Below are 24,162 nucleotides of genomic sequence, written 5' to 3'. Positions count from 1 at the left end.
CGGAGGCCCCAGATGTTCATTCAGACCGAATCCACGCCCAACCCGGCGACGCTGAAATTCCTGCCGGGCCAGACCGTTCTGGAGGTGGGCACCGCTGATTTCCCCAGCGCCGATGCCGCGGGCAAATCGCCGCTGGCCTCCCGCATCTTTGCGGTGGACGGGGTGACCGGTGTGTTCTTCGGCAACGACTTCGTGACCGTGACCAAGGCCGACGGTGTCGAATGGGACCACATCAAGCCGGCCATCCTGGGCGCGGTGATGGAACATTACCAGTCCGGCCAGCCGGTGATGGCGGATGGCTCTGCCGACCCCGCTTCGGGCCATGCTGAGCATTCCGGAGAGGACGCAGAAATCGTCAACCAGATCAAGGAACTGCTGGACAGCCGCGTGCGCCCGGCGGTGGCCCAGGACGGCGGCGACATCACCTTTCACGGCTTTGACCGCGGCGTGGTCTACCTGCATATGCAGGGCGCTTGCGCGGGCTGCCCGTCCTCGACCCTGACCCTGAAAATGGGCATCGAGAACCTGCTGCGCCATTACATCCCGGAAGTCACCGAGGTGCGCCCGGTTGCCGTCTGAGGCAGCCGCGCCCGTCACAGGCCGCTGTTACTGCGGCGCGGTGAAGCTGGCATTCAGCGCCCGCCCGCAAACGGTGGCCTATTGCCATTGCAGCGACTGCCGCCGCTGGACCGGCGCTCCGGTCGGCGCCTTTGCCGCCTTTGCCGAGGGCGATCTGAGCGCGGAGCCGGGGCTGGGCCCGCCCTTTTCCAGCCATCCCGGCGTCACGCGCTGGAATTGCCGGGACTGCGGCTCGCCGCTGGCAGCGCAGTTCGACTACCTGCCTGGCCAGACCTATGTGCCCATCGGCATTCTGGACCAGGCGGCGGAGCTGCCGCCGGAAACCCACTGCCACGAGGGCTCCCGCCTGCCCTGGCTTCATTTCACTGATACTTTGGAACGCGCAGGCGGTTCAGGGCGGGACGCACTGAACGCCAGCAGCAAGAACTGACCATGCAAGACATTCCCGCCATAGCAGAAAACCGCACCGGGCCGCTGATCCTGGGGTTTGATACCTCAGCAGGCCATTGCGCCGCAGCACTGCTGCGCGGCGAAGAGCTGCTGGCCTCCCGTCTCGAGGAGATGACCCGCGGCCAGGCCGAACGGCTGATGCCATTGCTGGAAGAGGTGCTGGAAGCGGGTGGTGCTGCCTGGAAGGATCTGGATGCCATCGGTGTAGGTGTGGGCCCTGGCAATTTCACTGGCATCCGCATTGCGGTGTCCGCCGCGCGCGGGCTGGCGCTGGGACTGGAGGTTCCGGCCGTCGGCGTCGACGGGTTTGAGGCACGGGCAGCCGAAGATGTATTGCCCGCCATCCCCGCGCCGCGCGAGCAGGTTTATGCTGCCCTTCCCGGCAAGGCACCGCGTCTGATGCCGCGCCAGGAGGCCGGGGACGCCGCCCGCGGTGCCGGGCTGGCGTTTGCGCCCGAGGCGAGCCCCGCCGGAATTGCGGAAGCCATTGCGCGGATCGCCGCTGCACGGTTTGAATCGGTGACCGAACCGCCTGCGCCGCTGTATCTGCGGGCAGCGGATGCCGCGCCCTCCAGCGATGTCCCGCCTGCGCTGATCGATGAGTGACCCACTGACACCGGAGCGGATGGCCGCCACCCATGCTGCGGCCTTTACCCAGCCGCGCCCTTGGAACGCGGCGGAGTTTGCCGCGCTGCTGGACAGCCCGCTGGTTTTTGCCGCAGGCGATGCGCGGTGCTTTGCGCTGGTGCGGGTGGTTGCGGATGAAGCCGAGCTGCTGACCATTGCCACCGATCCCGCCCGTCAGCGGCAGGGGCTGGCGCGCGCCTGCATGGCAGATTGGCAAGCCCAGGCCATCCGGCGCGGCGCGGCAGAGGCGTTTCTGGAGGTTGCCGCGGACAACACTCCGGCGCAGGCTCTGTACCGTGCCGACGGTTTCGCGGAATGCGGGCGCAGGCAGGGCTACTACCGCCGCGATGGGTCAGCAGCCGCAGATGCCATCCTGATGCGAAAGACATTACGCTAGGCAAGCTGCGCGTATTTCGCACCAAATGGTCAAAAAAGCGGTTGACCCTCTCCCTGCCCTGCAGGCTAAATTGCCGCACCCTCTATGGCCTGAACGAGGCCGGGCAGCGGAACAGAGCCGCTGCATTCAACAAAAATGACAGTGGGAGTTAACCTGATGACCCTGATGAAATCGCTGATGGGCGCAGCCGCGTCGCTGGCCCTGACTGCAGGCGCCGCGCTGGCCGAACCGGCGCTGATCTTCGACCTGGGCGGCAAGTTCGACAAGAGCTTCAACGAAGCCGCGCATAATGGCGCCCAGCGCTGGGTCGAAGAGACCGGCGGCAGCTACCGCGAGATCGAACTGCAGTCCGAAGCCCAGCGTGAGCAGGCGCTGCGCCGCTTTGCCGAGGCCGGCTCCAACCCGATTGTCACCATGGGCTTTGCCATGGCCGATCCGCTGGGCCAGGTTGCTGCGGACTATCCCGACACCAAATTCGTCGCCGTTGATGTCACCTGGCTGGAAGCACCGAACATCCGCCAGATCGGCTTTGCCGAGCACGAAGGCTCTTACCTCGTTGGCATGATGGCGGCGATGGCCTCCAAGTCGGACACCGTCGGCTTTATCGGCGGCATGGACATTCCGCTGATCCGCCACTTCGCCTGCGGCTATGCCCAGGGCGCCAAGGCAGTGAACCCGGACATCAATGTGGTGGCCAACATGACCGGCACCACCCCTGCCGCCTGGAACGATCCGGTGAAAGGCTCCGAGCTGACCAAATCGCAGATCAGCCAGGGCGCGGATGTGATCTATGCGGCCGCTGGCGGCACCGGCGTCGGCGTGCTGCAGACCGCAGCCGACGAAGGCATCCTGTCGATCGGCGTGGACAGCAACCAGAACCACCTGCACCCTGGCAAGGTGCTGACCTCGATGCTGAAACGTGTGGACGTGGCCGTCTATGAAGCCATGAAGGCAGGTGAAAACCTGGAGACCGGCGTGTTCTCCATGGGCCTCGCCGAGGAAGGCGTCGGCTATGCGCTGGACGACAACAACGCATCGCTGGTCAATGATGAGATGAAAGCGGCCGTTGACGCGGCCCGCGAAAAGATCATTGCAGGCGAGGTAAGCGTTGCCAGCTATTATGAAAACGACAGCTGCCCCGCGCTGAGTTTCTAAGCAGAAAGCCCCAGGCCATGACGGTTTCCCTGAATACCCTGTTTGCGGCCTGGGGCGACCCATCGCCCGACGCCCGCGCCGAAAAGACGGACGCGGCTATCGGGCCTCACTTTTACTACTCCGATCCCAACACTCCCGCCCCCATCGAAACCCGTGACGCCTATCTGGCCTACATCGCGCAGTTTGCCGCGATGATGCCTGGCGCTTCGGCACAGGTGGTTGCGTCTTCGGAACACCATGGCCACGTGCGCGCCACGGTGGATTTCCTGAAGGACGGCAAGCTGATGGTGCGCGGCCAGTATTTTGCCGACCTCGAAGACGGCAAAGTGGTGCGTCTGATCGGATTTCCAGGCATGGGAGAGCCCGATTGACCGCCCCCGCCATCGAACTCAAAGGCATTTCCAAGGCCTTTGGCCCGGTCCAGGCAAACAAGGACATTTCCATCAGCGTCGCCCCCGGCAGCATTCACGGGATCATCGGTGAAAACGGCGCCGGGAAGTCGACGCTGATGTCGATCCTCTATGGATTTTACAAGGCCGATTCAGGCGAAATCCGGATCAAGGGCAAGAAGACCGCGATCCCGGACAGCCAGGCGGCGATTGCTGCGGGCATCGGCATGGTGTTCCAGCACTTCAAACTGGTGGAGAATTTCACCGTTCTGGAAAACATCGTGCTGGGCGCCGAGGACAGCGGCATGCTGATGCCCTCGTTGCGCCGCGCCCGCAAGGAGCTGAAGGCGCTGGAGGAGGAATACGAGCTGTTCGTCGATCCCGACGCCCGTATCGACGAGATCGGCGTCGGCATGCAGCAGCGGGTGGAGATCCTCAAGGCGCTTTACCGCAAGGCCGAGATCCTGATCCTGGATGAGCCCACCGGCGTGCTGACCCCGGCCGAGGCCGACCAGCTGTTCCGCATCCTCGACCGGCTGCGTGCGGAAGGAAAGACCATCATCCTGATCACCCACAAGCTGCGGGAGATCATGGAGTATACCGATACGGTGTCCGTCATGCGGCGCGGCCAAATGACCGCCACCGTCAAGACGGCTGAAACCAGCCCCGAGCATCTGGCCGAGCTGATGGTGGGCCGCAAGGTACTGCTGCGCGTCGATAAAGTGCCGGCCCAGCCCGGCGCTCCAATCCTGGAAATCGAGAACTTGCAGGTTGTCGACGAGGCCGGTGTCGAGCGGGTCAAGGGCATCGACCTGACCGTGCGCGCAGGCGAGATCCTCGGCATTGCCGGCGTGGCCGGCAACGGCCAATCAGAACTCTTGGAAGTACTGGGCGGTATGCGGGCCGGCACCGGCAGCATCAAGCTGCACGGCACCCCCCTGCCCCTGCGCGGCCAAGGCTCAGATGCCCGCGCCCGGCGCGGCTCCCATATCGGCCACGTCCCGGAAGACCGCCAGCGCGAGGGCCTGATCATGGACTTCCACGCCTGGGAGAACGTGGCCTTTGGCTATCACCGCGATCCGGCCTACAGGAATAGCGTACTGATGGACAACGCTGCCTTGCGTGCCGATACCGAGGCCAAAATGGAGAAATTCGACGTCCGCCCGCCCGATCCCTGGCTGGCGGCCAAGAGCTTCTCCGGCGGCAACCAGCAGAAGATTGTGGTGGCCCGCGAAATCGAGCGCAACCCGGACCTCTTGCTGGTGGGCCAGCCGACCCGCGGCGTCGACATCGGCGCCATTGAATTCATTCACAAGCAGATTGTCGAGCTGCGCGACCAGGGCAAGGCGGTCCTGCTGGTCTCGGTCGAGCTGGAGGAGATCCTGTCGCTCTCCGACCGGGTGGCGGTGATGTTTGACGGCGTGATCATGGGCGAGCGCCTCGCGGATCAGACCGACGAGAAAGAACTGGGCCTGCTGATGGCCGGTGTCGCGGGGGAGGCCGCGTAAATGGAAAAGATGCCGAAATGGGCAGATGTTGTGCTGATCCCGCTGATCAGCTTGGCTCTGGCCGCAATCCTGTCGGCCCTGGTGATCCTTGGGATCGGCGAGGACCCGGTGGCCGCGGTCAAGCTGATGGTCGAGGGCGCCCTGGGTTCCACCTATGGCTGGGGCTACACACTGTATTACGCCACCAATTTCATGTTCACCGGCCTCGCTGTGGCAGTTGCCGCCCATGCAGGCCTCTTCAACATCGGCGGCGAAGGCCAGGCGATGCTGGGAGGGCTGGGCGTGGCGGTAATCTGCCTGTTCATCCCTTGGCCGCACTGGTCGCTGGCGCTGATCTTTGCAATCCTGGCCGCAGGCCTGTTCGGTGCCGCATGGGCTGCCATCCCAGCATTTCTGCAAGCCAAACGCGGCAGCCATATCGTGATCACCACCATTATGTTCAACTTCATTGCTGCCGCGGTGCTGAACTATGTGCTGGTGAACCAATTGCGGCCAAAAGGCTCACAGGACCCGGCGTCGGCCCGCTTCGCCGAAACAGTGCATCTGCCTTCCTTGCACGAAATGCTGGCCCCTTTGGGGATAGAGTTCTCCAAATCAGGCCCGGCAAATGTCAGCCTTCTGATAGCGCTTGCTGCTTGTGTACTGGTCTGGCTGCTGATCTGGCGCACGCCGCTGGGATATGAAATCCGCAGTTTGGGCAAATCCGAACCGGCCGCACGCTATGCCGGCATTTCCTCGGTACGGATCATCATGGTGGCCATGCTGGTCTCCGGCGCTCTGGCTGGGTGCATGGCAATCAACAACGTGATGGGCGAGGCCGAGCGGCTGGTTCTGAACGCCACCGAAGGCGCCGGATTTATCGGCATCGCCGTGGCGCTGATGGGCCGCAACCATCCATTTGGCGTGTTCCTGGCAGCAATCCTCTTTGGCTTTCTTTATCAGGGCGGAGCTGAGCTGGCGCTCTGGACCTCGATCCCGCGAGAGCTGATCGTGGTGATCCAGGCGCTGGTAATTCTGTTCACGGGTGCGCTCGACAACATGGTGCGGATGCCGCTTGAGAGGATTTTCCTGGCGGTTCGGAAGGGGCAGAACTGATGGACTTCCTGACCCTCATCCAAATTCTGGACTCCACCGTCCGCCTCGCGACGCCGCTGCTGCTGGCCTGTCTGGCCGGCCTGTTTTCCGAACGCGCGGGCATCTTTGACATTGGCCTGGAAGGCAAGATGCTGATCGCCGCCTTCTTCTCCGCTGCAGTTGCCGCCGTGACCGGCAATGTCTGGCTCGGCCTGATTGCCGGCATCGCATCCTCGCTCGTTCTGGCTGCGCTGCATGGTGCCGCCTCAATCACCTTCCGCGGCAACCAGCTGATTTCCGGCGTCGCGATCAACTTCCTGGCCGCAGGCCTGACCGTGCTGATCGCTCAGGACTGGTTCCAGCAAGGTGGCCGTACGCCATCGCTGATTAGCGGCGGCCGCTTCGAAGGCTGGGAGTGGCCCTTTGCAATCGGCCCGCAGGACGCCGCCGCCACCGGCACACCCGTGTCTCAACTGATGGCTGCGGCGAATCCGTTCACCCAGGTTTATTCCGAATTGCTGTCCGGGCATTCGGTACTGGTCTACTTTGCTTTTCTGGCCGTGCCTGCCACCTGGTGGATCCTGTTCCGCACCCGCTTCGGCCTGCGCCTGCGCGCGGTGGGCGAGAACCCGGCCGCGGTGGATACCGCCGGCGTCTCGGTTGTCGGCCTGCGTTACGCAGCCGTGATGATCTGCGGCCTGCTCTGCGGCATCGCGGGCGCCTATCTGGCCACCGCGCTTCAGGCCGGCTTCGTCAAGGACATGACCGCAGGCCGCGGCTTCATCGCCCTGGCGGCGCTGATCTTTGCCAAGTGGCGGCCCTGGCACGCCATGGGCGCCTGCCTGCTGTTCGGCCTGCTGCAGGCCATCGCCCTGCGCTTCCAGAACATCGAGCTCGGCGGTATCACCATCCCGGTTCAGGCGATGGACGCGCTGCCTTACGTGCTGACCGTGGTGATCCTGGCCGGCTTCGTCGGCAAGGCGATCCCGCCCCGGGCCGGCGGCGAGCCTTATGTGAAAGAACGCTAGCCGCAGCGCTGGCAACATTGAAACGCCCGGCCACAAGCTGGGCGTTTCTCTTTGCCGCCCTTTGCCTTTTCCGGGTCAAGGGCCGCGCAGCGGCGGCGCGCAGGCGCCGTTCATCCTTGACGCGGCAAAGGCAAAAGTAAACTTGGCATGGCTCTCTGAGGGGGCAGCCCTGCCCCTCAGAGACCTCTCAGCAGAACCCCTTCCCGCCGCACGCAGTGCGGCGCCCGGCCCAAGGCCGCCAAGGTTCAGGGCGCAGCCCTGCACCTGCGGGCGCGGGAGCCTGCCGCCTCCCTAGCCAGTACCGGCACCCGCCGCCCCGCCTGCAATAAGTCCAGTTTTCTGCGTCAAATCAGTCCTGCACGCTGCAGAGCGGCATAGATTGTTGATTTTTGAACGAACTGCGGTTTAACAAGGACCATGCAGATCTACCTTCCCATAGCTGAGGTCTCGGTTAATGCTTTCCTTCTCCTGGGCCTCGGGGGCATGGTGGGCGTTCTCTCGGGCATGTTCGGAGTCGGCGGCGGCTTCCTGATGACGCCGCTTTTGTTCTTCATCGGCATCCCGCCCGCGGTGGCGGTGGCCACGGAAGCGAACCAGATTGTCGCCTCCTCCTTCTCCGGCGTGCTGGCGCATTTCCGAAGGCGCACGGTCGACATCAAAATGGGACTTGTGCTGCAGGCAGGCGGCCTCATAGGCGCCGCCCTTGGCGTGGTGGTGTTCAACTACCTCAAGGCGCTCGGCCAAGTCGATCTGCTGGTCAAGCTTTGCTACGTGGTGTTTCTGGGCGTGGTCGGCGGGCTGATGTTCATCGAAAGCCTGAACGCCATCCGCAAATCCAAGAAATCCGGCGGTGCCGCCCCTGCCCCGCGCCGTCAGCGCGGCTGGGTGCATGCGCTGCCGTTCAAGATGCGGTTCCGCACCTCCGGCCTTTATATCTCGGTGATCCCGCCCATTCTGGTTGGCGTCTGTGTCGGTGTCCTGGCAGCCATCATGGGTGTCGGCGGCGGCTTCATCATGGTGCCTGCGATGATCTACATCCTCGGCATGCCGACCAAGGTGGTTGTGGGCACCTCGCTGTTCCAGATCATCACGGTCACCGGCTTTACCACCATGCTGCACGCCACCACCAACTATACCGTGGATATCGTGCTGGCGGTGCTGCTGCTGATCGGCGGCGTCATCGGCGCCCAGATCGGCACCCGTATCGGTGTCTACCTCAAGGCCGAACAGCTGCGGATCCTGCTGGCGCTGATGGTCATTGCGGTCTGCGTCAAGCTGGGTCTCGACCTGCTGCTGCAACCTTCCGAGCTGTTCTCGCTCGGCGACAGCGGAGGCCACTGATCCATGCGCAAGCTGCTCTTGTCCGCCCTGACAGCCGCCAGCCTGGCCCTGCTGCCGCAGACCGCTGCCTTCGCCGCCAAGGAAGAAGTTGTCCTCGGCCTCAGCCAGGACCGGGTGGCGATCACCGCCACCTTCGACGGCTCGGAAATCCTGATCTTCGGTGCAGTGAAGAGGGAAGCCCCCATCCCCTCCGAGCACCCGCTGGAAGTTGTCGTCACCGTCTCCGGTCCCGCCCCTGCCGTCATGGTCCGCCGCAAGGAAAAGAAACTGGGGATCTGGGTCAACGTGGACAGCGTGCTGGTCAACTCGGCACCTGCGTTTTACGCGGTGGCCACCAGTTCCCCCTTTGATCAGGTTCTGACGGATACCGAAGACCTGCGCTACCGGATCTCAATCGAGCGCGCGATCCGCTCGGTCGGCGCTGCCATGCATATCCGCGGCGCCCAGGATTTTGCCGATGCGGTTGTGCGCATCCGCGAAAACAACGGACTTTATTCCTTGCGCGAAAACACCGTGGCAGTGGACGAGCAAACCCTGTTCCGCACCGCCATCGAGATGCCCGCCGACCTCACCGAAGGCGATTATGAAACCCGCATCTTCCTGACCCGCGGCGGCGAGGTGGTTTCAAGCTACGAAACCACAATCGACGTGCGCAAGGTCGGGCTGGAGAGGTTCCTGTTTTCGCTGTCGCGCGAACAGCCGTTCCTTTACGGCCTGATGTCGCTGGCGATTGCAATTGCCGCCGGCTGGGGCGCTTCCGCCGCGTTCAGCCTGCTCCGGAACCGGTAACGAGGGGCGCTGCCCCTCTTGGCCTTGCGGCCAATTCACCCCGGAGTATTTCTGTCCAGAAAGAAGCCTATTGGCGCGCACCTCCTGGCCCGCGTGCTTCTTTCTGGTTCGTAAATACTCAGCGCTGCGCGCCAGCGCAGCGCCACGCCCAACGGAAGCGGTGCATCTTTGATGCAGCAGCGACGGGCGGGTGCCCTTACCCCCGGCCGATGTAAGGCATCTTGGTCGCCATCACCGTCATGAACTGGACATTGGCTTCCAGCGGCAGGCTGGCCATATGCAGCACCGATTTCGCTGCATCTTCCACCGCAAATGTATGCATCGGCTCCGCGTCTGGATTGGCATCCGCATGGCGCTGGCTCAGGTCCTCGACCATCGGGGTGCGGGTGTTGCCGATGTCGATCTGGCCGCAGGCGATATCAAAGGGGCGGCCATCCAGCGACAGGCTTTTGGTGAGTCCTGTGATCGCCGCCTTGGTGGCCGCATAAGGCGCCGACTGCGGCCGCGGCACATGGGCAGCGATGGAGCCGTTGTTGATGATCCGCCCGCCCTGCGGGGATTGGTGGCGCATCTGCCGGAAGGCCGCGCGGGCAGTCAGGAACATGCCGGTGAGGTTCACATTGACGGAAGCGAACCAGTCCTCCAGCGGGATTTCGTCGATGGTGCCCGGCGGGGTGAAGATGCCTGCGTTGTTGAACAGCACGTCCAGCTGGCCCGCTGCAGCGGCAAAGCGGTTCACCGCATGATCCACCGCCGCCGGGTCCGTCACATCGGCAGGCAAGACATGGGCGCTTCCATAGCCTTCTGCCACTTCCTCCAGCTTCTCCGCCCGGCGGGCCAACAGGCCCACCTGCCAGCCCTCAGCCAGGAACAGCTCCGCCACCGCGCGGCCGATGCCGGAACTGGCGCCAGTGATCAGAATCGTGTTGCTCATGCCGGGGTATCCTCCTGTGCTTCCAGCGTCAGCGCTGCGGCTGGCAGTGCTTTCAGGTCATCCACCGGCAGCGGGCCCGATGGTTTCGCCAGACGGTTGCGAACCACCCAGATCAGCCGTTCCTGCGCCCGGGTGATCGCCACATAAGCCAGCCGTTTCCACAATGGCTGACCTGCCTCCACCCGTCCCATGCGGGCAGCGGCATAGATGTCAGGGGCAAAGACCTGCGCCGTGTCCCATTGTGACCCTTGCGCCTTGTGGATGGTCACCGCCGCACCATGCAGGAAGGCGGCGCCCATACGGGCGGCATAGGGGATGAAGGGCTCTTCCTCATCGGGTTTTTCGATCTTCACGATCGAGGCGGCCGAAACCTGCGGATCCTCTGCCCCCATCACATGCAGGCGGGAAAAGCCGGGCTTGCGGCCGGGGCCGAGGAAAATCACCTGGGCGCCCTTGATCAGCCCGCGGGCCTCCAGGTCCAGGCGTTTTTTGCGGTGTTTCAGGGGCAGTTCAATGCCGTCGCAGATCAGCGGCTCACCCGCGATCAGCTCATCTTCCGGCGCACCGTAAACGCGGCGGAATGCGTTGATCAGCCGGATGCGGGTGTTGTTGCGCCAGACCAGCACCGGTGAGCGCGCCATCAGGTCGACCTCCACCCGCTGGCCCCAGACCACCCGGTCGTCGCGCCGCGCGGTATCCTCGACCATGCGTTCGAAATCCTTAAACCCCAGCCGCGGATCGGCCAGCGCATGGGCAAGATCCAGGATCGGATTGCCCGCCTCCTGCCGGTGGATGCGGTTCAGGATCAGGCGGCGCGGCTCCGGCAGTGCGTCGAACACCATCGACCCCGACTGGTTCACCGGCGCCAGCTGCGCCGGGTCGCCGAACAGGATCAGGTTTGGGAAGATTTCCTTCAGATCCTCGAACTGGCGGTCATCCAGCATCGAGGCCTCGTCGACAAAACCGATGTCCAAGGGCTCCTCGCGCCGCTTCCAGCCGGTGATGAAATCGGACCCGCGCAGGCCCGCGGCAGCCAGGGCGCCGGGGATCGACTTGTTCTTCTCATAGAAGGCTGCGGCGCGGGCCAGCGCTTCTTCGGCCAGCCCCTCGATTTCCGGCTGGTCGCCCTGCCCCGCCAGCCATTCGGCAATCTTCTCGAACTCAGGATCATAGACCGGGGTGTAAAGAATGCGGTGGATGGTGGTGGCCGGGACCCCGCGCAGCCGCAGCACACTGGCTGCCTTGTTGGTGGGGGCCAGAATGGCCAGGGTGCGGCGGTCATCCCCTTTCTTCCGGCTTTCGTAATCGCCGGAAACGACCTCAACCCCCGCCTGCTCCAGCGCCTTGTACAGTTCGGCCAGCAAAAGCGTCTTGCCCGATCCCGCCTTGCCGATCACAGCCATCACCCCGGCGTCGCCGCGGGGCGGGTGCAACAGCCCGTCATCAAGGTCCACCCCCGCCTTGTGCAGGAGCTCGGTCACGCTGTCGAAAGCGGTGGCCTGGTCATCGGAGAACTGTACGGGCAGAGCTGTCATGGCGCGACCCTACAGGCGGCGGGCCGGGTCCGCCAGAGGATCCGGCCCAAAGGATGCGCCTATTCAGGCGGTCAGCGCCATCGGCTTCACAACAGCCGCGCCGCCGAAGGAACGATCGAACCACAGCTGCGACAGTTCGGGGGCAATGCCGGCCTTGGCAGCGACTGTGCCATAGACTTCGGGGGTGTACTCCCAGAGCCCCAGGCAGATCCTTTCCCGCCCCTCGCCCTGGGTGCCGATGATCTCGGGGCTGAAGCCCAGGCTGCGGTAGATCCGGACCATGCGGCGGTCGAACACGCCCGCAAAATGCTGAACCGAGAAATTGCGCATGATCTCGACGCCGCCCAGGGTCAGCGCCCCTGCCACCTTGCCGCTGGCCTCGCGCGAGAGGCAGAAGCGGGTGCATTCCCAGATCAGCGGGCTGCAGATAGGCACGCCGCCGGCCAGGTCCAGGAACACGTCATTCACCATGACCGGACCCGTGGTTGGCAGAAACCGCATCGAGCCGCCATGAGAGCCATCCGGCATTTCCCAGATCACATAGAGCGGATCCAAAGCGTCGTACTGGTCTCTTTCCTCTCCATCCGGACTGACATCCACGTCCCAGCCCAGCCGGGTTTTGAACTGATCCGCCCGGTCGCGGAACATCGAACGGGCCAGGGCGGCGTGATTGTGCAGGTCGTGAGCGTAAATATAGCGTAGCATTGTAGTCCCCTTTAGGTAGAAAGTGGGGACATGGTAAACGCTCAACGGGTACAACCCGAGGGCGATCTTTCACGCTATGATTGCAGGTTAGTCAAATCACGATCAATCCAAGGCTGATTGCCCGGGCGATGGCATGGGTTGTGTTGATGGCGGCCAGCTTGAACCGCGCGCTTTCGATGTAGACGCGCAGCGTGTGTTCGGAGATTGTCAGCGTCTGTGCTACCTGTGCGCGGCTGTAGCCGATGGCAAGCAATGTCAGGGCATCAATCTCACGCGGCGACAGCGGCTGGGCCTGTTCCAGATTGCGGCTGGGTTCGAACTCCAGGGCCTTGCGGTTGAAGTAATGCGCCATCAGGATCATGTCGCGGCTGTGCTTCTCGGTCAGCTTTTCCCAGGCAGCGTCATCGCAGTTGTGGCTGACGGTGAACACCGCAAACTGCCCGTTCGGCCCACGCACGGGAATTGAATACCCCTGGTTGCCAACCCCATGAGCCAGCGCATCTTTCAGGAAGGCGCGGGCAGGTTTCGACGACCAGTCCAGCCGCTTCCAATCCACCGGGTGGAAGCGTTGATAGCAGCCTGCCACCACCGGATCGACCCGGACATAAGCTTTTTCCTGGTAACGCTCCACCCAGTCCTGGGAGTAGGTCCCGAAATGGTAGTGATCGCCGGAACTGTCGACCCAATGGTACATGGCATGATCGACCCCGAAGCCCTGACGCACCTGGCCGATGATCTGCTGCAGGCCATCCAGCGTCTTGGTGGCGTCCAGCGCCTCAAGAATGCGGTCCAGTTCTGCCTTATGTGCCATTATCGCATACCATTGTATCCAAACCCCGGCGTAGCCCGGCACTGCGCAACCTGCAAGATTTCATCAAGCCGCCTTACCACCGTTTACCGGTTCTTTTGCAGCGCCCGCCGCCATTCGGTCAATGACAACCTCCGGCCTTCATGAAGTTTATTTCCGGACATTCACCCTAAGCGCGAACACCTAGAAGCGAACGCCTCCATAATCATAAAATCAGGGAAAATCACCGCCTTGCCTCATTGAGAAATGGAGATTGCAAGAGGATTACCCGGCCGAAAAAGATAAAATTATAAATAAAAAATCCCGCGAACCGCTGATGCGATTCGCGGGGCTTTCCCGTCAGGCAGAATTGCCTGGAATTCAACTGCCAGCGTCCAGCACGTCCTGCAGGGTGCGCAGGCCGGTCTTCGGCGCCTGCACCAGCACCGACATGTTGCCCGGCAGGTGCTCGTTGCGCAGCATCTTCATGTGGGCTTCCGGCAGATCGGCCCAGGTAAAGACCTCGGACATGCAGGGGTCCAGACGGCGCTCGACCATCAGCTGGTTGGCGGCCGCGGCCTGTTTCAGATGGGCAAAGTGCGAGCCCTGCAGGCGCTTCTGGTGCATCCACATGTAGCGCACGTCGAAGGTCAGGTTATAGCCGGTGGTGCCGGCGCAGATCACAACCATGCCGCCCTTCTTCACCACAAAGGTGGAGACCGGGAAGGTGCTTTCGCCCGGGTGCTCGAACACCATGTCGACATTGTTGCCCTTGCCGGTGATGTCCCAGATCGCCTTGCCGAACTTGCGCGCCTCTTTGAACCACTCGGCATATTCCGGAGTGTTCACTGTCGGCAACTGGCCCCAGCAGTTGAAGTCCTTGCGGTTCAGCACGCCTTTGGCGCCCAGGCCCATGACAAAGTCGCGCTTGCTTTCGTCCGAGATCACACCGATGGCGTTGGCGCCCGCAGTGTTGATCAGCTGGATCGCATAGGAGCCGAGGCCGCCCGAGGCGCCCCAGACCAGAACATTCTGGCCCGGCTTCAGGTCATGCGGCTCGTGGCCGAACAGCATCCGGTAGGCGGTGGCGAGCGTCAGCGTGTAGCAGGCAGCCTCTTCCCAGGTCAGGTGCTTGGGGCGCGGCATCAGCTGCTGGGCCTGCACGTTGGTGAACTGGGCAAAGGAGCCGTCCGGGGTTTCATAGCCCCAGATACGCTGGCTGTTGGAATACATCGGGTCACCGCCGTTGCAGTGCTCGTCGTCGCCGTCATCCTGGTTGCAGTGGATGACAACCTCGTCGCCAACCTTCCAGCGGGTCACTTTGGAGCCTACCGCCCAAACGATGCCTGAGGCGTCGGAACCAGCGATGTGGAACGGCTGGCCGTGGCCGTCAAACGGCGAAATCGGCTTGCCCAGCGAGGCCCAGACGCCGTTGTAGTTGACGCCAGCCGCCATCACCAGAACCAGCACCTCGTGGCTGTCCAGCTGCGGCACATCGACAACTTCCTGCACCATTGCGGTGTCCGGGTTGCCGTGGCGCTCCTTGCGGATTGCCCATGCGTACATCTTCTTGGGCACATAGCCCATCGGGGGCATTTCGCCCATCTCATAGAGATCTTTCTCGGGCGCCTCGTACGACATGACGTCAGTCTGGGTGTCCAAAGCCATGATGGCCTCCTTTGTGTCCTAGTTTTGCCGCGGTGCAGAATTGCAGCGATTACCTAGGGAATAGGATTGAGAAGGTAATATTGCAACCACTTTTGCGACGTTTGGGTAATTTTATGACCCTGCGGATGCAGCATTATCTTTAGCAGGTGCAGAAAAATCCTTTGCTGCACCATCTTCCGGCAGCAGGTGGCCGATGGAGTTGGCATAGAATTCCAGCAAATCGCGGCGCGCCTCTACCGGCGCATACCGGCCGTTTTCCTCGGTGATCAGCCCGCGCCGCTGCAGCTGGCGCAGCCCCACTTCGGCAGTATAGGAGCGGTTTTCCCGCGGTATGTGGACATGGGCCATGGGCATCGCAGCAATCAGCGCGTCCAGCCGGTGCTCTATGGCAGACCGGCTCAGGCTGCCGTGGCGTTGCAGGATGGCGGCAATCAGCGGCACCGGCAGCACCGGAACGATGCCTCTGATCCGCTCCATCAGCTCGCGTGCCAGCGGCTTGGTGATGTCGCCTTCCCGCCCGGCACCGAACCCGGCCAGGCTGAGGGGACGCCCGAAATTCACCGCCGCATAGCCGGAGCGGTGATAGCGCCCGGTCATCCACAGCCACAGCTGCCGGATGAGCCGCAGCGCCACCAGCCCGATGCGGGCGCGGAAGCGGCGCTCGCCGGCCTTGGCGGCAGAGGTCAGGATCTTGTCCTCCAGCACCCGGTCGTAATTCAGCGCCACCGGCACAAAGACCACATCCCGCCCCTCCGGGTCATAGCCCTCGACAATGTATTTCAGCAGCCCCAGCTTGGGCGCGGCGATGGTCCCATCCAGGCTGAGGCCCCCTTCGGGAAACATGGCCTGGGTGGAGCCGCCCCGGGTCGCCAGCCGCACATAGGCCGCCAGCACCCTGCGGTAGAGATCATTGCGCGAGCGGCGGCGGATGAAATAAGCGCCCATCGCCCGGATCAGCCGCGACAGGGGCCAGACCCGCGCCCACTCCCCTACTGCATAAGACAGAGCCGAGCGGTCCGCGGCCAGATAGGTGACCAGCACGTAGTCCATGTTGGAGCGGTGGTTCATTACAAAGACAACCGTGGCATTAGGATCAATCGCCCGCAGCGCCTCTTCGTCCTGGTGGCCCAGCCGCACCCGGTAGACCGCATTGGACAACATCCGCGCCGCCCGGATGGCAAAGCTGAAATAGGCGAATGCAGAGAACCCCGGCACGATTTCCCGGGCATAGCGGCGCACCTGCTCAAAGGCGACGTTTTCGGGGATACCCTCCGCAGCCGCGTAGTCAGCTGCGGCCTGGGCCACTTGCGGATCGTGAATCAGCCGCTGAATCATGTCGTGGCGCCGGGCCAACTTGAACGGCTCAATCGGCCGTTCCAACCGCTGGTTCAGCCGCGCCACCGCCCGCTCCAGCCGCCGCCGGAAGAACCAGCGCACCGACGGGAACAGAAAATGCGAGGCAAAGGTCACCGCGGCAAAGCCTAGGATCAGCACAAAGAGCCACAGCGGAAGTTCCACGGTTTGCGTCATATTATGAACCTTGCGTGAGGCCAGCAGGCATTACAAGCGTGCTGGCGACAGGGGTTTGCGCACCGCAAAGGCGGGATTGCCGCAACGCAGCGAATTGACACGGGTTGAAAATTGCAGTTTACATCTGCCTGACGAAATAAAATTACCGCCACACTGACTCGCGAGGCCCGACATGCCGCAGATGCAAAAAGACCGCCCCTGGCTGATCCGCACCTACGCCGGCCATTCCACGGCATCGGCATCTAATGCGCTTTACCGCGCCAATCTGGCCAAGGGACAGACCGGTCTCTCGGTCGCCTTCGACCTGCCGACCCAGACCGGTTATGACAGCGACCATGTGCTGGCCCGCGGCGAAGTGGGCAAGGTTGGCGTGCCCGTCTGCCATCTGGGCGACATGCGGACCCTGTTCAATGAGATCCCGCTGGAGCAGATGAACACCTCGATGACCATCAACGCCACCGCCCCTTGGCTGCTGGCGCTTTATATCGCGGTGGCAGAGGAACAGGGTGCAGACGTGTCGAAACTGCAGGGCACGGTGCAGAACGACCTGATCAAGGAATACCTCAGCCGCGGCACCTACGTCTGCCCGCCCAAGCCCAGCCTCAAGATGATCGCGGATGTGGCTGAGTACTGCTACACCAACGTGCCCAAATGGAACCCGATGAACGTCTGCTCCTACCACCTGCAGGAAGCCGGCGCTACGCCGGAGCAGGAACTGGCCTTTGCGCTGGCCACTGCCCAGGCGGTGCTGGATGAGCTGAAGCCGCGCATCGCGCCTGAGGATTTCCCGGCGATGGTCGGGCGCATCTCCTTCTTCGTGAACGCGGGCATCCGCTTTGTCACCGAGATGTGCAAGATGCGCGCCTTTGTCGACCTCTGGGACGAAATCTGTGAAAAACGCTATGGCGTTGCCGATCCCAAATTCCGCCGCTTCCGCTACGGCGTGCAGGTGAACTCCCTGGGCCTGACCGAGCAGCAGCCGGAAAACAACGTCTACCGTATCCTGATCGAGATGCTGGCGGTGACGCTGTCGAAAAAGGCCCGCGCCCGCGCGGTGCAGCTGCCCGCCTGGAACGAGGCGCTTGGCCTGCCCCGCCCCTGGGATCAGCAGTGGTCGATGCGGATGCAGCAGATCCTGGCTTATGAAACCGACCTGCTGGAATACGGCGACCTGTTCGACGGCAACCCTGCCGTGGACGCCAAGGTGGAAGAGCTGAAAGACGGCGCCCGCGCCGAGCTGGCCAATCTCGAATCCATGGGCGGCGCCGTGGCCTCTATCGAATACATGAAAGGCCGTCTGGTCGACAGCAATGCCGAGCGCCTGAACCGGATCGAGAAGAACGAAACCGTTGTGGTCGGCGTCAACAAATGGACCGAGGGCGAGCCCTCGCCTCTGCAGACCGAAGACGGCGGCATCATGGTGGTCGACCCGGCGGTGGAGCAGGAGCAGATCGCGCGCCTGAACGCCTGGCGCGGCGACCGCGATGCGGCGGTTGTAGAAAAGGCACTGGCGGCGCTGCGCGCTGCGGCGCAAAGCGGCGCCAACATCATGGAGCCCTCGATTGCTGCTGCCAAGGCGGGCGTCACCACCGGCGAATGGGCCGAGGAGATGCGCAATGTCTACGGCACTTACCGCGGTCCGACCGGTGTCTCGGCATCCGTTTCCAACAAGACCGAAGGACTGGACGATCTGCGCGATGCGGTGAATGCGGTCAGCGACGTTCTGGGCCGCCGGATCAAGTTCGTGGTTGGCAAGCCGGGCCTCGACGGCCATTCCAACGGCGCCGAGCAGATCGCCTTCCGCGCCCGCGACTGCGGCATGGACATCACTTATGACGGCATCCGCATGACCCCGGCCGAGTTGGTCGACGCCGCCCAAAAAGACGACGCCCATGTGGTCGGCCTGTCAATCCTGTCCGGCAGCCACCTTCCGCTGGTTGAGGAAATGATGACCCGGATGAAGGACGCGGGCCTCGCTCATGTGCCGGTGATTGTCGGCGGCATCATCCCGGATGACGACGCTGAACGGCTGAAATCCATGGGAGTGGCGCGGGTCTATACCCCCAAGGACTTTGAGCTCAATTCAATTATGAGCGACATCGTCGACCTGGCAAAACCATCGGAAATTGCAGTGAATTAACTTTTCCTGCGCGATTTTCCGCAAATTCCGAAAAAGATGCTGAATCGCGTCTGGTATTTGCGCCATAAATGATGACATACCGGGCTCTCCGGTATGTCATTTTTATGTGGAGTGCAAAATGGCCGTCGATCTTTCATCAATGTCTAGAAAAGAACTTCTTCAACTGCAAAACGACGTCGAAGAGGCGTTGCGTTCCGCGGAGCTTCGCGAACGCCAAGAAGCCCTCAAAGCCGCAGAGGAAGCGGCCGCAAAATACGGTTTCTCGCTGGACGAAATCGCCAATGCATCGCGCCAGGGCACCAAGAAAACAAAGGCCGCTCCGAAATACCGCAACCCGGAAAACCCCGAGGAAACCTGGACCGGCCGCGGCCGCAAACCGCATTGGGTGCATGCTGCGCTGACCGCGGGCATGGATATTTCCGATCTGGAAATCTGATCCCGGCAGCGGAGCAAACCCATGACCATTCATATTGGTGCCGCAACAGAAGACATTGCGGAAACCGTTTTGATGCCCGGCGATCCTTACCGGGCAAAATGGGCGGCTGAGACCTTTCTGGAAAAACCCAAACTGGTCAACGAAGTACGCGGCATGCTGGGCTATACCGGCACGTGGAACGGCCACCGGGTCACCATCCAGGGCAGCGGCATGGGCATGCCCTCGCTGTCGATTTACGCCAATGAGCTGATCCGGGATTTCGGCGCCAAGACGCTGATCCGTATCGGCTCCTGCGGCGGCATGCAGGACAAGGTCAAGGTCCGCGACGTGATCCTGGCAATGACCGCGAGCACCGTGAACAGCCCTTCCAGCGGCATTTTCAAGGAGCTGAACTTTGCCCCTTGCGCCGATTGGGGCCTGCTGCAGGCCGCAGCCCAAGCTGCGGAAAAGCGCGGCGCGCCTGCTCATATCGGCGGCATCTATTCGTCAGACGTGTTTTATGACGAACGCCCCGACCTGAATGAGCAGATGGTGCGCCACGGCATTCTCGGCGTGGAAATGGAAGCCGCGGAGCTATACACGCTTGCAGCCCGCTATAATTGCCGGGCGCTGGCGGTACTGACGGTTTCCGATCACCTGGGCACCGGCGAGGCGCTGCCCTCCAGCGAGCGCGAGCGCAGTTTCGGCGACATGGTGGAAATTGCGCTGGAAGCAGCCTTTTACTGACGTTACGTAAATTAATTCTTGTGCCAGGGCAGAGGTAATCCTCTGCCCTTCTTTCTTCAGCACTGCTGAGTTCGCTATCCCGCCAGGAAAGCTGCCGCCTTGTCTTCTTTCTGCCGGCAGAATTCTCCTATTTCAAAGAAGCATTACCGCATTCGGCAGAATTCACCTGCTGAAACGGCTTTTATCCCCGCTCCGGAAATTCAGAACTGGCGCCATAATCGACATCCCAGCGGAAGAGGCCGCTTCAACGGCACCCGTGGCTGCGGTCATATCCGTTTGGCGGCGGGCTTTGCCAACTATCCAATGCCGCCTCGGCAGGGGCAAAAACCTCGATCTTCAGCGGATAGCAGGCCGCCGTGTCGCTGGAATGCTCGGCAGAACAATCGCCGCCCGGACAGGCGCTGAGGGCGCCCAGCAGATCAATCTCGGCAAAGAACTCCAAGTAATCGCCCGGCCGTACCGGGCTCGCCTTCATGAAATACTGTCCGGTGTCGCGGGTGAAGCCGGTGCACATGAAGACATTGAGGACATCATGCACATGCGGTTCCGCCTCCGCGGGCGGAATGCCCAGGTGTTCGGTCAGCGCCCGGGTCAGATTGGAGTGGCAGCAATGGTGGTACTGGCTGCCCGCCAGCAGGTTGCCGGTATAGGGGTCGCAGCGGGTGCCGATCACGTCATGCACAGAGCCGCCGAATTCATCGATCCCGTACCAGCCCAGCGTGTCTTCGGTGATGGTCGCCATCGGGCGCAGATGCGGGAAGCTGGTCCACATCCGCTCACCGGTGGTGATATGGGTACCATGCAGCGCCCGGGTCTTGCCGGAGTAAAACCGCTCGCTGAGGTCGTGTTTGTTCCACAGGTTCAAATCGCCAACCTGCGGGCCCTCGACCGAGGTGATGCGGAAGAAATGTCCGGCAGGCACTTCGAAACAGGCAGCATCGCGCGGCTGCGCCAGCACTTCACCGGTTTTGACTGCCCCTTGCCGTGCTTGGCGGTAGAGCTGCAGGTCCGGAGCCGGCAGAGTTTCGTTGGGGTAGCAGATCACCGGCTTGATAGCGCGGCGGGCCTCCGCATCCGCGGGCACAGCGGGGGGATGTGTCATGGGGCAAACCTTCCTGTTCGTTTGCCCCATCAAGACCGCGCCGCGGCCGGTTTGCAAGCCTTGGCAGGCTGCGGTCAGATCACCACCACATCCAGTGGCGGGAAGCCATTGAAGCCGACCGAGGCATAGGTCGAGGTGTAGGCGCCGCAGGAATGGATCACCACGCGGTCGCCGCCTTTCAGCCCCAGCGGCATCTGGTAAGGCTTGCGCTCATAGAGCACATCGGCGCTGTCGCAGGAGGGGCCTGCCAGGATGCAGGGGCCGGTGGTCTCGTGATCGCGGTCGGTGGTGATGCGGTAGCGGATCGCCTCGTCCATGGTTTCGGCCAGGCCCGAGAACATGCCAATGTCCAGATACACCCAACGGTGCAGGTCATCATCATGTTTGCGCGAGACCAGCAGCACTTCGGCGGCAATCGCGCCAGCCTCGGCCACCAGGCCGCGGCCCGGCTCGGCCATGATTTCCGGCACATCGCCAAAGCGTTCGTTGACCAGCGCCATCACCGCACGGGCATAGTCTTCGGCCGGCGGCATCTCGGTGCCATAGGAGGCAGGGAAACCGCCGCCGATATTCAGAAGATTCAGCTTGTGGCCCGCCTCCCCTGCCTGTTCCCAGACCCGTGCGACCTGATCCAGGGTACCCGCCCACATCCGCGGCTCGCGGGTTTGCGAGCCGACATGGAACGACAGCCCGTCTACCTGCAGCCCGAGGGCGGCGGCGTAACCCATCAGCTTCAGCGCCTTATCCGGCGTGCAGCCGAACTTGCGGCTGAGCGGCCAATCCGCCTCGCTGGCCTCGACGATCAGACGCAGGCAGACCTTGGCGCCCGGTGCGTGTTCGGCCAGCTTGTCCAGCTCTTCCCGCTCGTCGGCGGCGAAATGGGTGATGCCGATGCTGTAGGCAAAGGCAATATCGGCCGGCCGCTTGATGGTATTGCCAAAGGTGATCCGGCCAGCGGCCGCACCCGCGGCCAGGCACATCTCGATCTCGGCCCGGCTGGCAGCGTCGAAATTGGCGCCTTCCAGCGCCAGCCGCTCCAGAATGCCCGGAGCCGGGTTGGCCTTGACCGCATAATGAATGCGCGCGCGCCCCAGACCGCGGGCCAGCGCCTGATACTTGGCGGCCACCGCTTCGGCGTCGACAACCAATGTCGGCCGCTCAAAGCGGTTTGCCGCAATGAAGCTCAGAGTACGGGATACAGTTTCGCAAGTGCGGGCAGTCAGCCCGGCTACGTTTGCGTTCATGGTCATCTCCAAAAGACCCGGCCATATATGACCGCTCAGTTCTGTCAGAGACGTTACCGTCGCTACGTAACCGTAGGGGCGTGACCCCTTTCGCCAGAGGCGCGTGCGTTGGCGTCTTGCGCGTCCATATCGGCCAAAGAGGTGAGTTTTTCAAGTGATTTTTTTGCATGGCTGCCTGCGCCCCTGCACAGGGCGCGCTCCCGCCCGCTCCAGCACCTTTTACAAAGGCACCTCACGGTTGGGCGTGGCACCGCGCCTTGGCGCGGTGCCACGCCCAAGGCCGCACAGAAGGCGTTCCGGCGCAGCCGGGGCGCCTGCGGGCGCGGGAGCCCCCCTTCGGCTTAGCGATGCGGATTGCGGCAGATGCGGGGGGCCGCAGGGCCAGTTTCAGTGGCGCCGCAGAAGCTGCAACGCCAGCGCGCCCGGGCCCGCTCCTGCCGCCAGCGGCAGTTGCGGGTCAGGTCCATGGCAAAGTGCCGCCACAGAAAGTAGCAGAAAACACCAATTGCGAGGGCAAGCAGCAAGACCATGCCGTTTGTCTAGTTCCGCGCGGTTCCTGGTTCAACTGGGCTGTCCTGCAACGCTTCTTCGGATCATGCGGCCCGGTAATACGAGAACAACTCTTCCCGCTGCGTCATCATCTTCAGGGCTGCGGGCGGTTCAGGCTCAAAATAGGCAAAGGCCTGTTCCAGCGCCGCCAGCGCATCGCGGGCGGCTTTGGCTTTATCATCCTGCCTGGGTTCCACGGGTTTCATCGGACTGCCTCCTGACTTCTGGCAATGCCCTCCCTTGCAGGCAGAGTGGTGCTGCGCCTGCCCCGCTGCACCGCATGAGTTTGCAGTCCCGCCATGCGGCGGCCGCAACCTTCCGCTCGGTAACGGTGTCAGCCTGTCAAAAGATCGCCCGCCAGCCCCAGCGCAAATCCCGCCACCGCGCCCAGCGCTGGCACGCTGCTGCGGCTGGAATGCGCCTTTGGCGCGATGTCCTGGAACAGCAGATAGAGTATCCCGCCCGCGGCAAAGATCATGATTGCCCCCAGCACCCCGCGGGCATCCGCTAGCCAGAACAGCCCGGCCAAGGCGCATAGCGGCCCAAGCGCCGCCAGCCCGAGAAACGCCAGCAGCACATGCCAGGCAGGGCTGCTGCCGCGCCAGATCTCGCGGAAGGCGGCAAAGCCCTCCGGCAGGTTCTGCAGGAAGATCATCAGCGCCAGCAGCCGCGCCGTGGCGGCATCCGCCACCAGCATCGCCCCCAGCGCCATCGCCTCGGGCAGAAAATCGAGCAGCATCGCCAGCAGCAGGGCGCCGCTGCCGCCGCGCTTTTGCAGCAGCAGATCGGCCAGAAAGAACACGCCGCCGCCTGCTGCAAACAGAAAGACAGCCAGCAAGGGAGGCAGGGCTTCTGCCGCCTCCGGAACCAGCACCAGCGCCACAGCCGAAGCCAGCGCACCGCCGCCAAAGGCCGCAACCGCATGCAGCACCTCATCCCTGAGCATCGGGTTGCGGATATGCTCGCACCAGGCGAGGACACCGCCCAGCGGCATGGCAAGACCGGCGAGCCCGGCTAAAAGAATGGCAAATTCATGCGGTTGCATCCCGCCAAGCTACCGCTGCCGGAGCCATAGCTCAACGGAATATGCATCACGCGTTGATGCAGGAGGTCGCCTGGCTGGCCTGCGCCCCGGTCACATTCGGGCCCGGCTGCACCGTCCGCAGAACCGTCGCCCCGGCGCCGTGACCCAGAAACTCGGTGCGCACCCGGTACTGCCCGGTAATGCCCGCCGCCTCGATGCAGCCAGGGATGCGCGCGTCGGTGGCTGCCAGCTGCGCGCCCAGCCTGTCATTGTCGGCAGCTGTCATGCAGCCGGCCAGAACACCCAGCGCCGCAAGAGCCAATGGAAAACGGATCATGAAACCTCCTGTGCCTGCTTCAGAAAAACATTACCCCCGGTCTCGCAAAGAACCGGGGGCAGTGCAATTTCAGCTGCCGCAAGGCGGCGGATCCTTGCGGGTCAGGCC

Annotated in this window: 25 protein-coding genes; 14 read left to right on the top strand and 11 right to left on the bottom strand. The window is 63.1% G+C overall.

What is annotated here, in order from left to right:
• The first annotated feature begins 12 nt into the window (after positions 1 to 12).
• From ACXAEH_RS20235 to ACXAEH_RS20185, 11 genes are all read left to right on the top strand, one after another.
• The gene (locus tag ACXAEH_RS20235; protein WP_222503526.1) at positions 13 to 579 is read left to right on the top strand and encodes a NifU family protein; all 567 of its coding nucleotides are present in this window, start codon (positions 13 to 15) and stop codon (positions 577 to 579) included.
• Positions 569 to 1,009 carry a GFA family protein gene (locus ACXAEH_RS20230; RefSeq protein WP_475035391.1) on the top strand — a complete coding sequence of 147 codons (441 nt, stop codon included), beginning with the start codon at positions 569 to 571 and terminating at the stop codon, positions 1,007 to 1,009. The genes ACXAEH_RS20235 and ACXAEH_RS20230 overlap by 11 nt, the downstream gene beginning before the upstream one ends.
• A 2-nt stretch (positions 1,010 to 1,011) precedes the next feature.
• On the top strand, positions 1,012 to 1,635 hold the full coding sequence (gene tsaB / locus ACXAEH_RS20225; RefSeq protein ID WP_475035390.1) for a tRNA (adenosine(37)-N6)-threonylcarbamoyltransferase complex dimerization subunit type 1 TsaB: 624 nt from the start codon (positions 1,012 to 1,014) through the stop codon (positions 1,633 to 1,635).
• On the top strand, positions 1,628 to 2,053 hold the full coding sequence (locus ACXAEH_RS20220; protein ID WP_475035388.1) for a GNAT family N-acetyltransferase: 426 nt from the start codon (positions 1,628 to 1,630) through the stop codon (positions 2,051 to 2,053). The genes tsaB and ACXAEH_RS20220 overlap by 8 nt, the downstream gene beginning before the upstream one ends.
• Before the next feature lie 156 nt (positions 2,054 to 2,209).
• Entirely contained in the window at positions 2,210 to 3,208 is a 999-nt protein-coding gene (locus ACXAEH_RS20215) for a BMP family lipoprotein (protein ID WP_475035386.1), read from the top strand.
• Between the two features lie 17 nt (positions 3,209 to 3,225).
• Entirely contained in the window at positions 3,226 to 3,579 is a 354-nt protein-coding gene (locus tag ACXAEH_RS20210; RefSeq protein ID WP_475035384.1) for a nuclear transport factor 2 family protein, read from the top strand.
• On the top strand, positions 3,576 to 5,105 hold the full coding sequence (locus tag ACXAEH_RS20205; protein ID WP_475035383.1) for an ABC transporter ATP-binding protein: 1,530 nt from the start codon (positions 3,576 to 3,578) through the stop codon (positions 5,103 to 5,105). The genes ACXAEH_RS20210 and ACXAEH_RS20205 overlap by 4 nt, the downstream gene beginning before the upstream one ends.
• Positions 5,106 to 6,200 (top strand): ABC transporter permease, encoded by a 1,095-nt coding sequence (locus ACXAEH_RS20200; RefSeq protein WP_475035381.1) that lies wholly within the window; start codon positions 5,106 to 5,108, stop codon positions 6,198 to 6,200.
• Positions 6,200 to 7,207, top strand: a complete 1,008-nt coding sequence (locus ACXAEH_RS20195; protein WP_475035379.1) for an ABC transporter permease — start codon at positions 6,200 to 6,202, stop codon at positions 7,205 to 7,207. Before ACXAEH_RS20200 ends, ACXAEH_RS20195 begins: the two co-directional genes overlap by 1 nt.
• Before the next feature lie 417 nt (positions 7,208 to 7,624).
• Entirely contained in the window at positions 7,625 to 8,548 is a 924-nt protein-coding gene (locus tag ACXAEH_RS20190; RefSeq protein WP_475035377.1) for a sulfite exporter TauE/SafE family protein, read from the top strand.
• A 3-nt stretch (positions 8,549 to 8,551) separates the two neighbouring features.
• Positions 8,552 to 9,337, top strand: coding sequence for a TIGR02186 family protein (locus ACXAEH_RS20185; protein WP_475035375.1), 786 nt, complete (start codon positions 8,552 to 8,554; stop codon positions 9,335 to 9,337).
• A gap of 196 nt (positions 9,338 to 9,533) precedes the next feature.
• Here the strand turns inward: ACXAEH_RS20185 and ACXAEH_RS20180 are convergent, their stop codons facing one another.
• From ACXAEH_RS20180 to ACXAEH_RS20155, 6 genes are all read right to left on the bottom strand, one after another.
• On the bottom strand, positions 9,534 to 10,271 hold the full coding sequence (locus ACXAEH_RS20180) for an SDR family oxidoreductase (RefSeq protein ID WP_475035374.1): 738 nt from the start codon (positions 10,269 to 10,271) through the stop codon (positions 9,534 to 9,536).
• Positions 10,268 to 11,806, bottom strand: coding sequence for an ATP-dependent DNA helicase (locus ACXAEH_RS20175; RefSeq protein ID WP_475035372.1), 1,539 nt, complete (start codon positions 11,804 to 11,806; stop codon positions 10,268 to 10,270). Before ACXAEH_RS20175 ends, ACXAEH_RS20180 begins: the two co-directional genes overlap by 4 nt.
• A 63-nt stretch (positions 11,807 to 11,869) precedes the next feature.
• Entirely contained in the window at positions 11,870 to 12,511 is a 642-nt protein-coding gene (locus ACXAEH_RS20170; protein WP_475035371.1) for an acyl-homoserine-lactone synthase, read from the bottom strand.
• A gap of 91 nt (positions 12,512 to 12,602) precedes the next feature.
• On the bottom strand, positions 12,603 to 13,322 hold the full coding sequence (locus ACXAEH_RS20165; RefSeq protein WP_475035370.1) for a helix-turn-helix transcriptional regulator: 720 nt from the start codon (positions 13,320 to 13,322) through the stop codon (positions 12,603 to 12,605).
• A gap of 357 nt (positions 13,323 to 13,679) precedes the next feature.
• Positions 13,680 to 14,966 (bottom strand): crotonyl-CoA carboxylase/reductase, encoded by a 1,287-nt coding sequence (gene ccrA / locus ACXAEH_RS20160; protein ID WP_039131023.1) that lies wholly within the window; start codon positions 14,964 to 14,966, stop codon positions 13,680 to 13,682.
• Between the two features lie 111 nt (positions 14,967 to 15,077).
• A complete protein-coding gene (locus ACXAEH_RS20155; protein ID WP_475035368.1) occupies positions 15,078 to 16,496 on the bottom strand; it encodes a 1-acyl-sn-glycerol-3-phosphate acyltransferase in 1,419 nt (472 codons plus the stop codon).
• A gap of 172 nt (positions 16,497 to 16,668) precedes the next feature.
• Here ACXAEH_RS20155 and ACXAEH_RS20150 point away from each other — a divergent pair, with 172 nt between their 5' ends.
• The 3 genes from ACXAEH_RS20150 (at position 16,669) to deoD (ending at position 19,798) form a co-directional block, all read left to right on the top strand.
• On the top strand, positions 16,669 to 18,636 hold the full coding sequence (locus tag ACXAEH_RS20150) for a methylmalonyl-CoA mutase family protein (protein WP_475035366.1): 1,968 nt from the start codon (positions 16,669 to 16,671) through the stop codon (positions 18,634 to 18,636).
• Positions 18,637 to 18,754: 118 nt separating this feature from the next.
• Complete coding sequence (locus ACXAEH_RS20145) at positions 18,755 to 19,072, top strand: H-NS histone family protein (protein WP_475035364.1); 318 nt, start codon at positions 18,755 to 18,757, stop codon at positions 19,070 to 19,072.
• Between the two features lie 21 nt (positions 19,073 to 19,093).
• Positions 19,094 to 19,798: a purine-nucleoside phosphorylase gene (gene deoD / locus ACXAEH_RS20140; protein WP_475035362.1), complete on the top strand. Its 705-nt coding sequence runs from the start codon at positions 19,094 to 19,096 to the stop codon at positions 19,796 to 19,798.
• 244 nt (positions 19,799 to 20,042) lie between these two features.
• On the opposite strand, the gene ACXAEH_RS20135 is transcribed toward deoD, so the two are convergent.
• From ACXAEH_RS20135 to ACXAEH_RS20115, 5 genes are all read right to left on the bottom strand, one after another.
• On the bottom strand, positions 20,043 to 20,900 hold the full coding sequence (locus tag ACXAEH_RS20135; protein ID WP_475035361.1) for an urea carboxylase-associated family protein: 858 nt from the start codon (positions 20,898 to 20,900) through the stop codon (positions 20,043 to 20,045).
• 74 nt (positions 20,901 to 20,974) lie between these two features.
• Positions 20,975 to 22,144, bottom strand: a complete 1,170-nt coding sequence (locus tag ACXAEH_RS20130; protein WP_475035360.1) for a type III PLP-dependent enzyme — start codon at positions 22,142 to 22,144, stop codon at positions 20,975 to 20,977.
• 593 nt (positions 22,145 to 22,737) lie between these two features.
• Entirely contained in the window at positions 22,738 to 22,899 is a 162-nt protein-coding gene (locus ACXAEH_RS20125; protein WP_475035359.1) for a hypothetical protein, read from the bottom strand.
• Positions 22,900 to 23,027: 128 nt separating this feature from the next.
• Positions 23,028 to 23,738: a ZIP family metal transporter gene (locus ACXAEH_RS20120; RefSeq protein WP_475035357.1), complete on the bottom strand. Its 711-nt coding sequence runs from the start codon at positions 23,736 to 23,738 to the stop codon at positions 23,028 to 23,030.
• Between the two features lie 46 nt (positions 23,739 to 23,784).
• Positions 23,785 to 24,054: a hypothetical protein gene (locus tag ACXAEH_RS20115; RefSeq protein WP_475035356.1), complete on the bottom strand. Its 270-nt coding sequence runs from the start codon at positions 24,052 to 24,054 to the stop codon at positions 23,785 to 23,787.
• Between the last annotated feature and the right edge of the window lie 108 nt (positions 24,055 to 24,162).

It is taken from the genome of Leisingera sp. ABM4_060 (assembly GCF_056158765.1).
The sequence above is the reverse complement of the archived record's forward strand: the minus strand, read 5'-3'. Positions and strand labels throughout refer to the sequence as shown.

Excerpts from the sequence above, each read along its gene's own strand:
- ACXAEH_RS20235 (WP_222503526.1), top strand. The coding sequence starts at position 13 with ATGTTCATTCAGACCGAATCCACGCCCAACCCGGCGACGCTGAAATTC.
- tsaB (WP_475035390.1), top strand. The coding sequence starts at position 1,012 with ATGCAAGACATTCCCGCCATAGCAGAAAACCGCACCGGGCCGCTGATC.
- ACXAEH_RS20220 (WP_475035388.1), top strand. The coding sequence starts at position 1,628 with ATGAGTGACCCACTGACACCGGAGCGGATGGCCGCCACCCATGCTGCG.
- ACXAEH_RS20215 (WP_475035386.1), top strand. The coding sequence starts at position 2,210 with ATGACCCTGATGAAATCGCTGATGGGCGCAGCCGCGTCGCTGGCCCTG.
- ACXAEH_RS20210 (WP_475035384.1), top strand. The coding sequence starts at position 3,226 with ATGACGGTTTCCCTGAATACCCTGTTTGCGGCCTGGGGCGACCCATCG.
- ACXAEH_RS20200 (WP_475035381.1), top strand. The coding sequence starts at position 5,106 with ATGGAAAAGATGCCGAAATGGGCAGATGTTGTGCTGATCCCGCTGATC.
- ACXAEH_RS20195 (WP_475035379.1), top strand. The coding sequence starts at position 6,200 with ATGGACTTCCTGACCCTCATCCAAATTCTGGACTCCACCGTCCGCCTC.
- ACXAEH_RS20190 (WP_475035377.1), top strand. The coding sequence starts at position 7,625 with ATGCAGATCTACCTTCCCATAGCTGAGGTCTCGGTTAATGCTTTCCTT.
- ACXAEH_RS20185 (WP_475035375.1), top strand. The coding sequence starts at position 8,552 with ATGCGCAAGCTGCTCTTGTCCGCCCTGACAGCCGCCAGCCTGGCCCTG.
- ACXAEH_RS20180 (WP_475035374.1), bottom strand. The coding sequence starts at position 10,271 with ATGAGCAACACGATTCTGATCACTGGCGCCAGTTCCGGCATCGGCCGC.
- ACXAEH_RS20175 (WP_475035372.1), bottom strand. The coding sequence starts at position 11,806 with ATGACAGCTCTGCCCGTACAGTTCTCCGATGACCAGGCCACCGCTTTC.
- ACXAEH_RS20170 (WP_475035371.1), bottom strand. The coding sequence starts at position 12,511 with ATGCTACGCTATATTTACGCTCACGACCTGCACAATCACGCCGCCCTG.
- ACXAEH_RS20165 (WP_475035370.1), bottom strand. The coding sequence starts at position 13,322 with ATGGCACATAAGGCAGAACTGGACCGCATTCTTGAGGCGCTGGACGCC.
- ccrA (WP_039131023.1), bottom strand. The coding sequence starts at position 14,966 with ATGGCTTTGGACACCCAGACTGACGTCATGTCGTACGAGGCGCCCGAG.
- ACXAEH_RS20155 (WP_475035368.1), bottom strand. The coding sequence starts at position 16,496 with ATGACGCAAACCGTGGAACTTCCGCTGTGGCTCTTTGTGCTGATCCTA.
- ACXAEH_RS20150 (WP_475035366.1), top strand. The coding sequence starts at position 16,669 with ATGCCGCAGATGCAAAAAGACCGCCCCTGGCTGATCCGCACCTACGCC.
- ACXAEH_RS20145 (WP_475035364.1), top strand. The coding sequence starts at position 18,755 with ATGGCCGTCGATCTTTCATCAATGTCTAGAAAAGAACTTCTTCAACTG.
- deoD (WP_475035362.1), top strand. The coding sequence starts at position 19,094 with ATGACCATTCATATTGGTGCCGCAACAGAAGACATTGCGGAAACCGTT.
- ACXAEH_RS20135 (WP_475035361.1), bottom strand. The coding sequence starts at position 20,900 with ATGACACATCCCCCCGCTGTGCCCGCGGATGCGGAGGCCCGCCGCGCT.
- ACXAEH_RS20130 (WP_475035360.1), bottom strand. The coding sequence starts at position 22,144 with ATGAACGCAAACGTAGCCGGGCTGACTGCCCGCACTTGCGAAACTGTA.
- ACXAEH_RS20125 (WP_475035359.1), bottom strand. The coding sequence starts at position 22,899 with ATGAAACCCGTGGAACCCAGGCAGGATGATAAAGCCAAAGCCGCCCGC.
- ACXAEH_RS20120 (WP_475035357.1), bottom strand. The coding sequence starts at position 23,738 with ATGCAACCGCATGAATTTGCCATTCTTTTAGCCGGGCTCGCCGGTCTT.
- ACXAEH_RS20115 (WP_475035356.1), bottom strand. The coding sequence starts at position 24,054 with ATGATCCGTTTTCCATTGGCTCTTGCGGCGCTGGGTGTTCTGGCCGGC.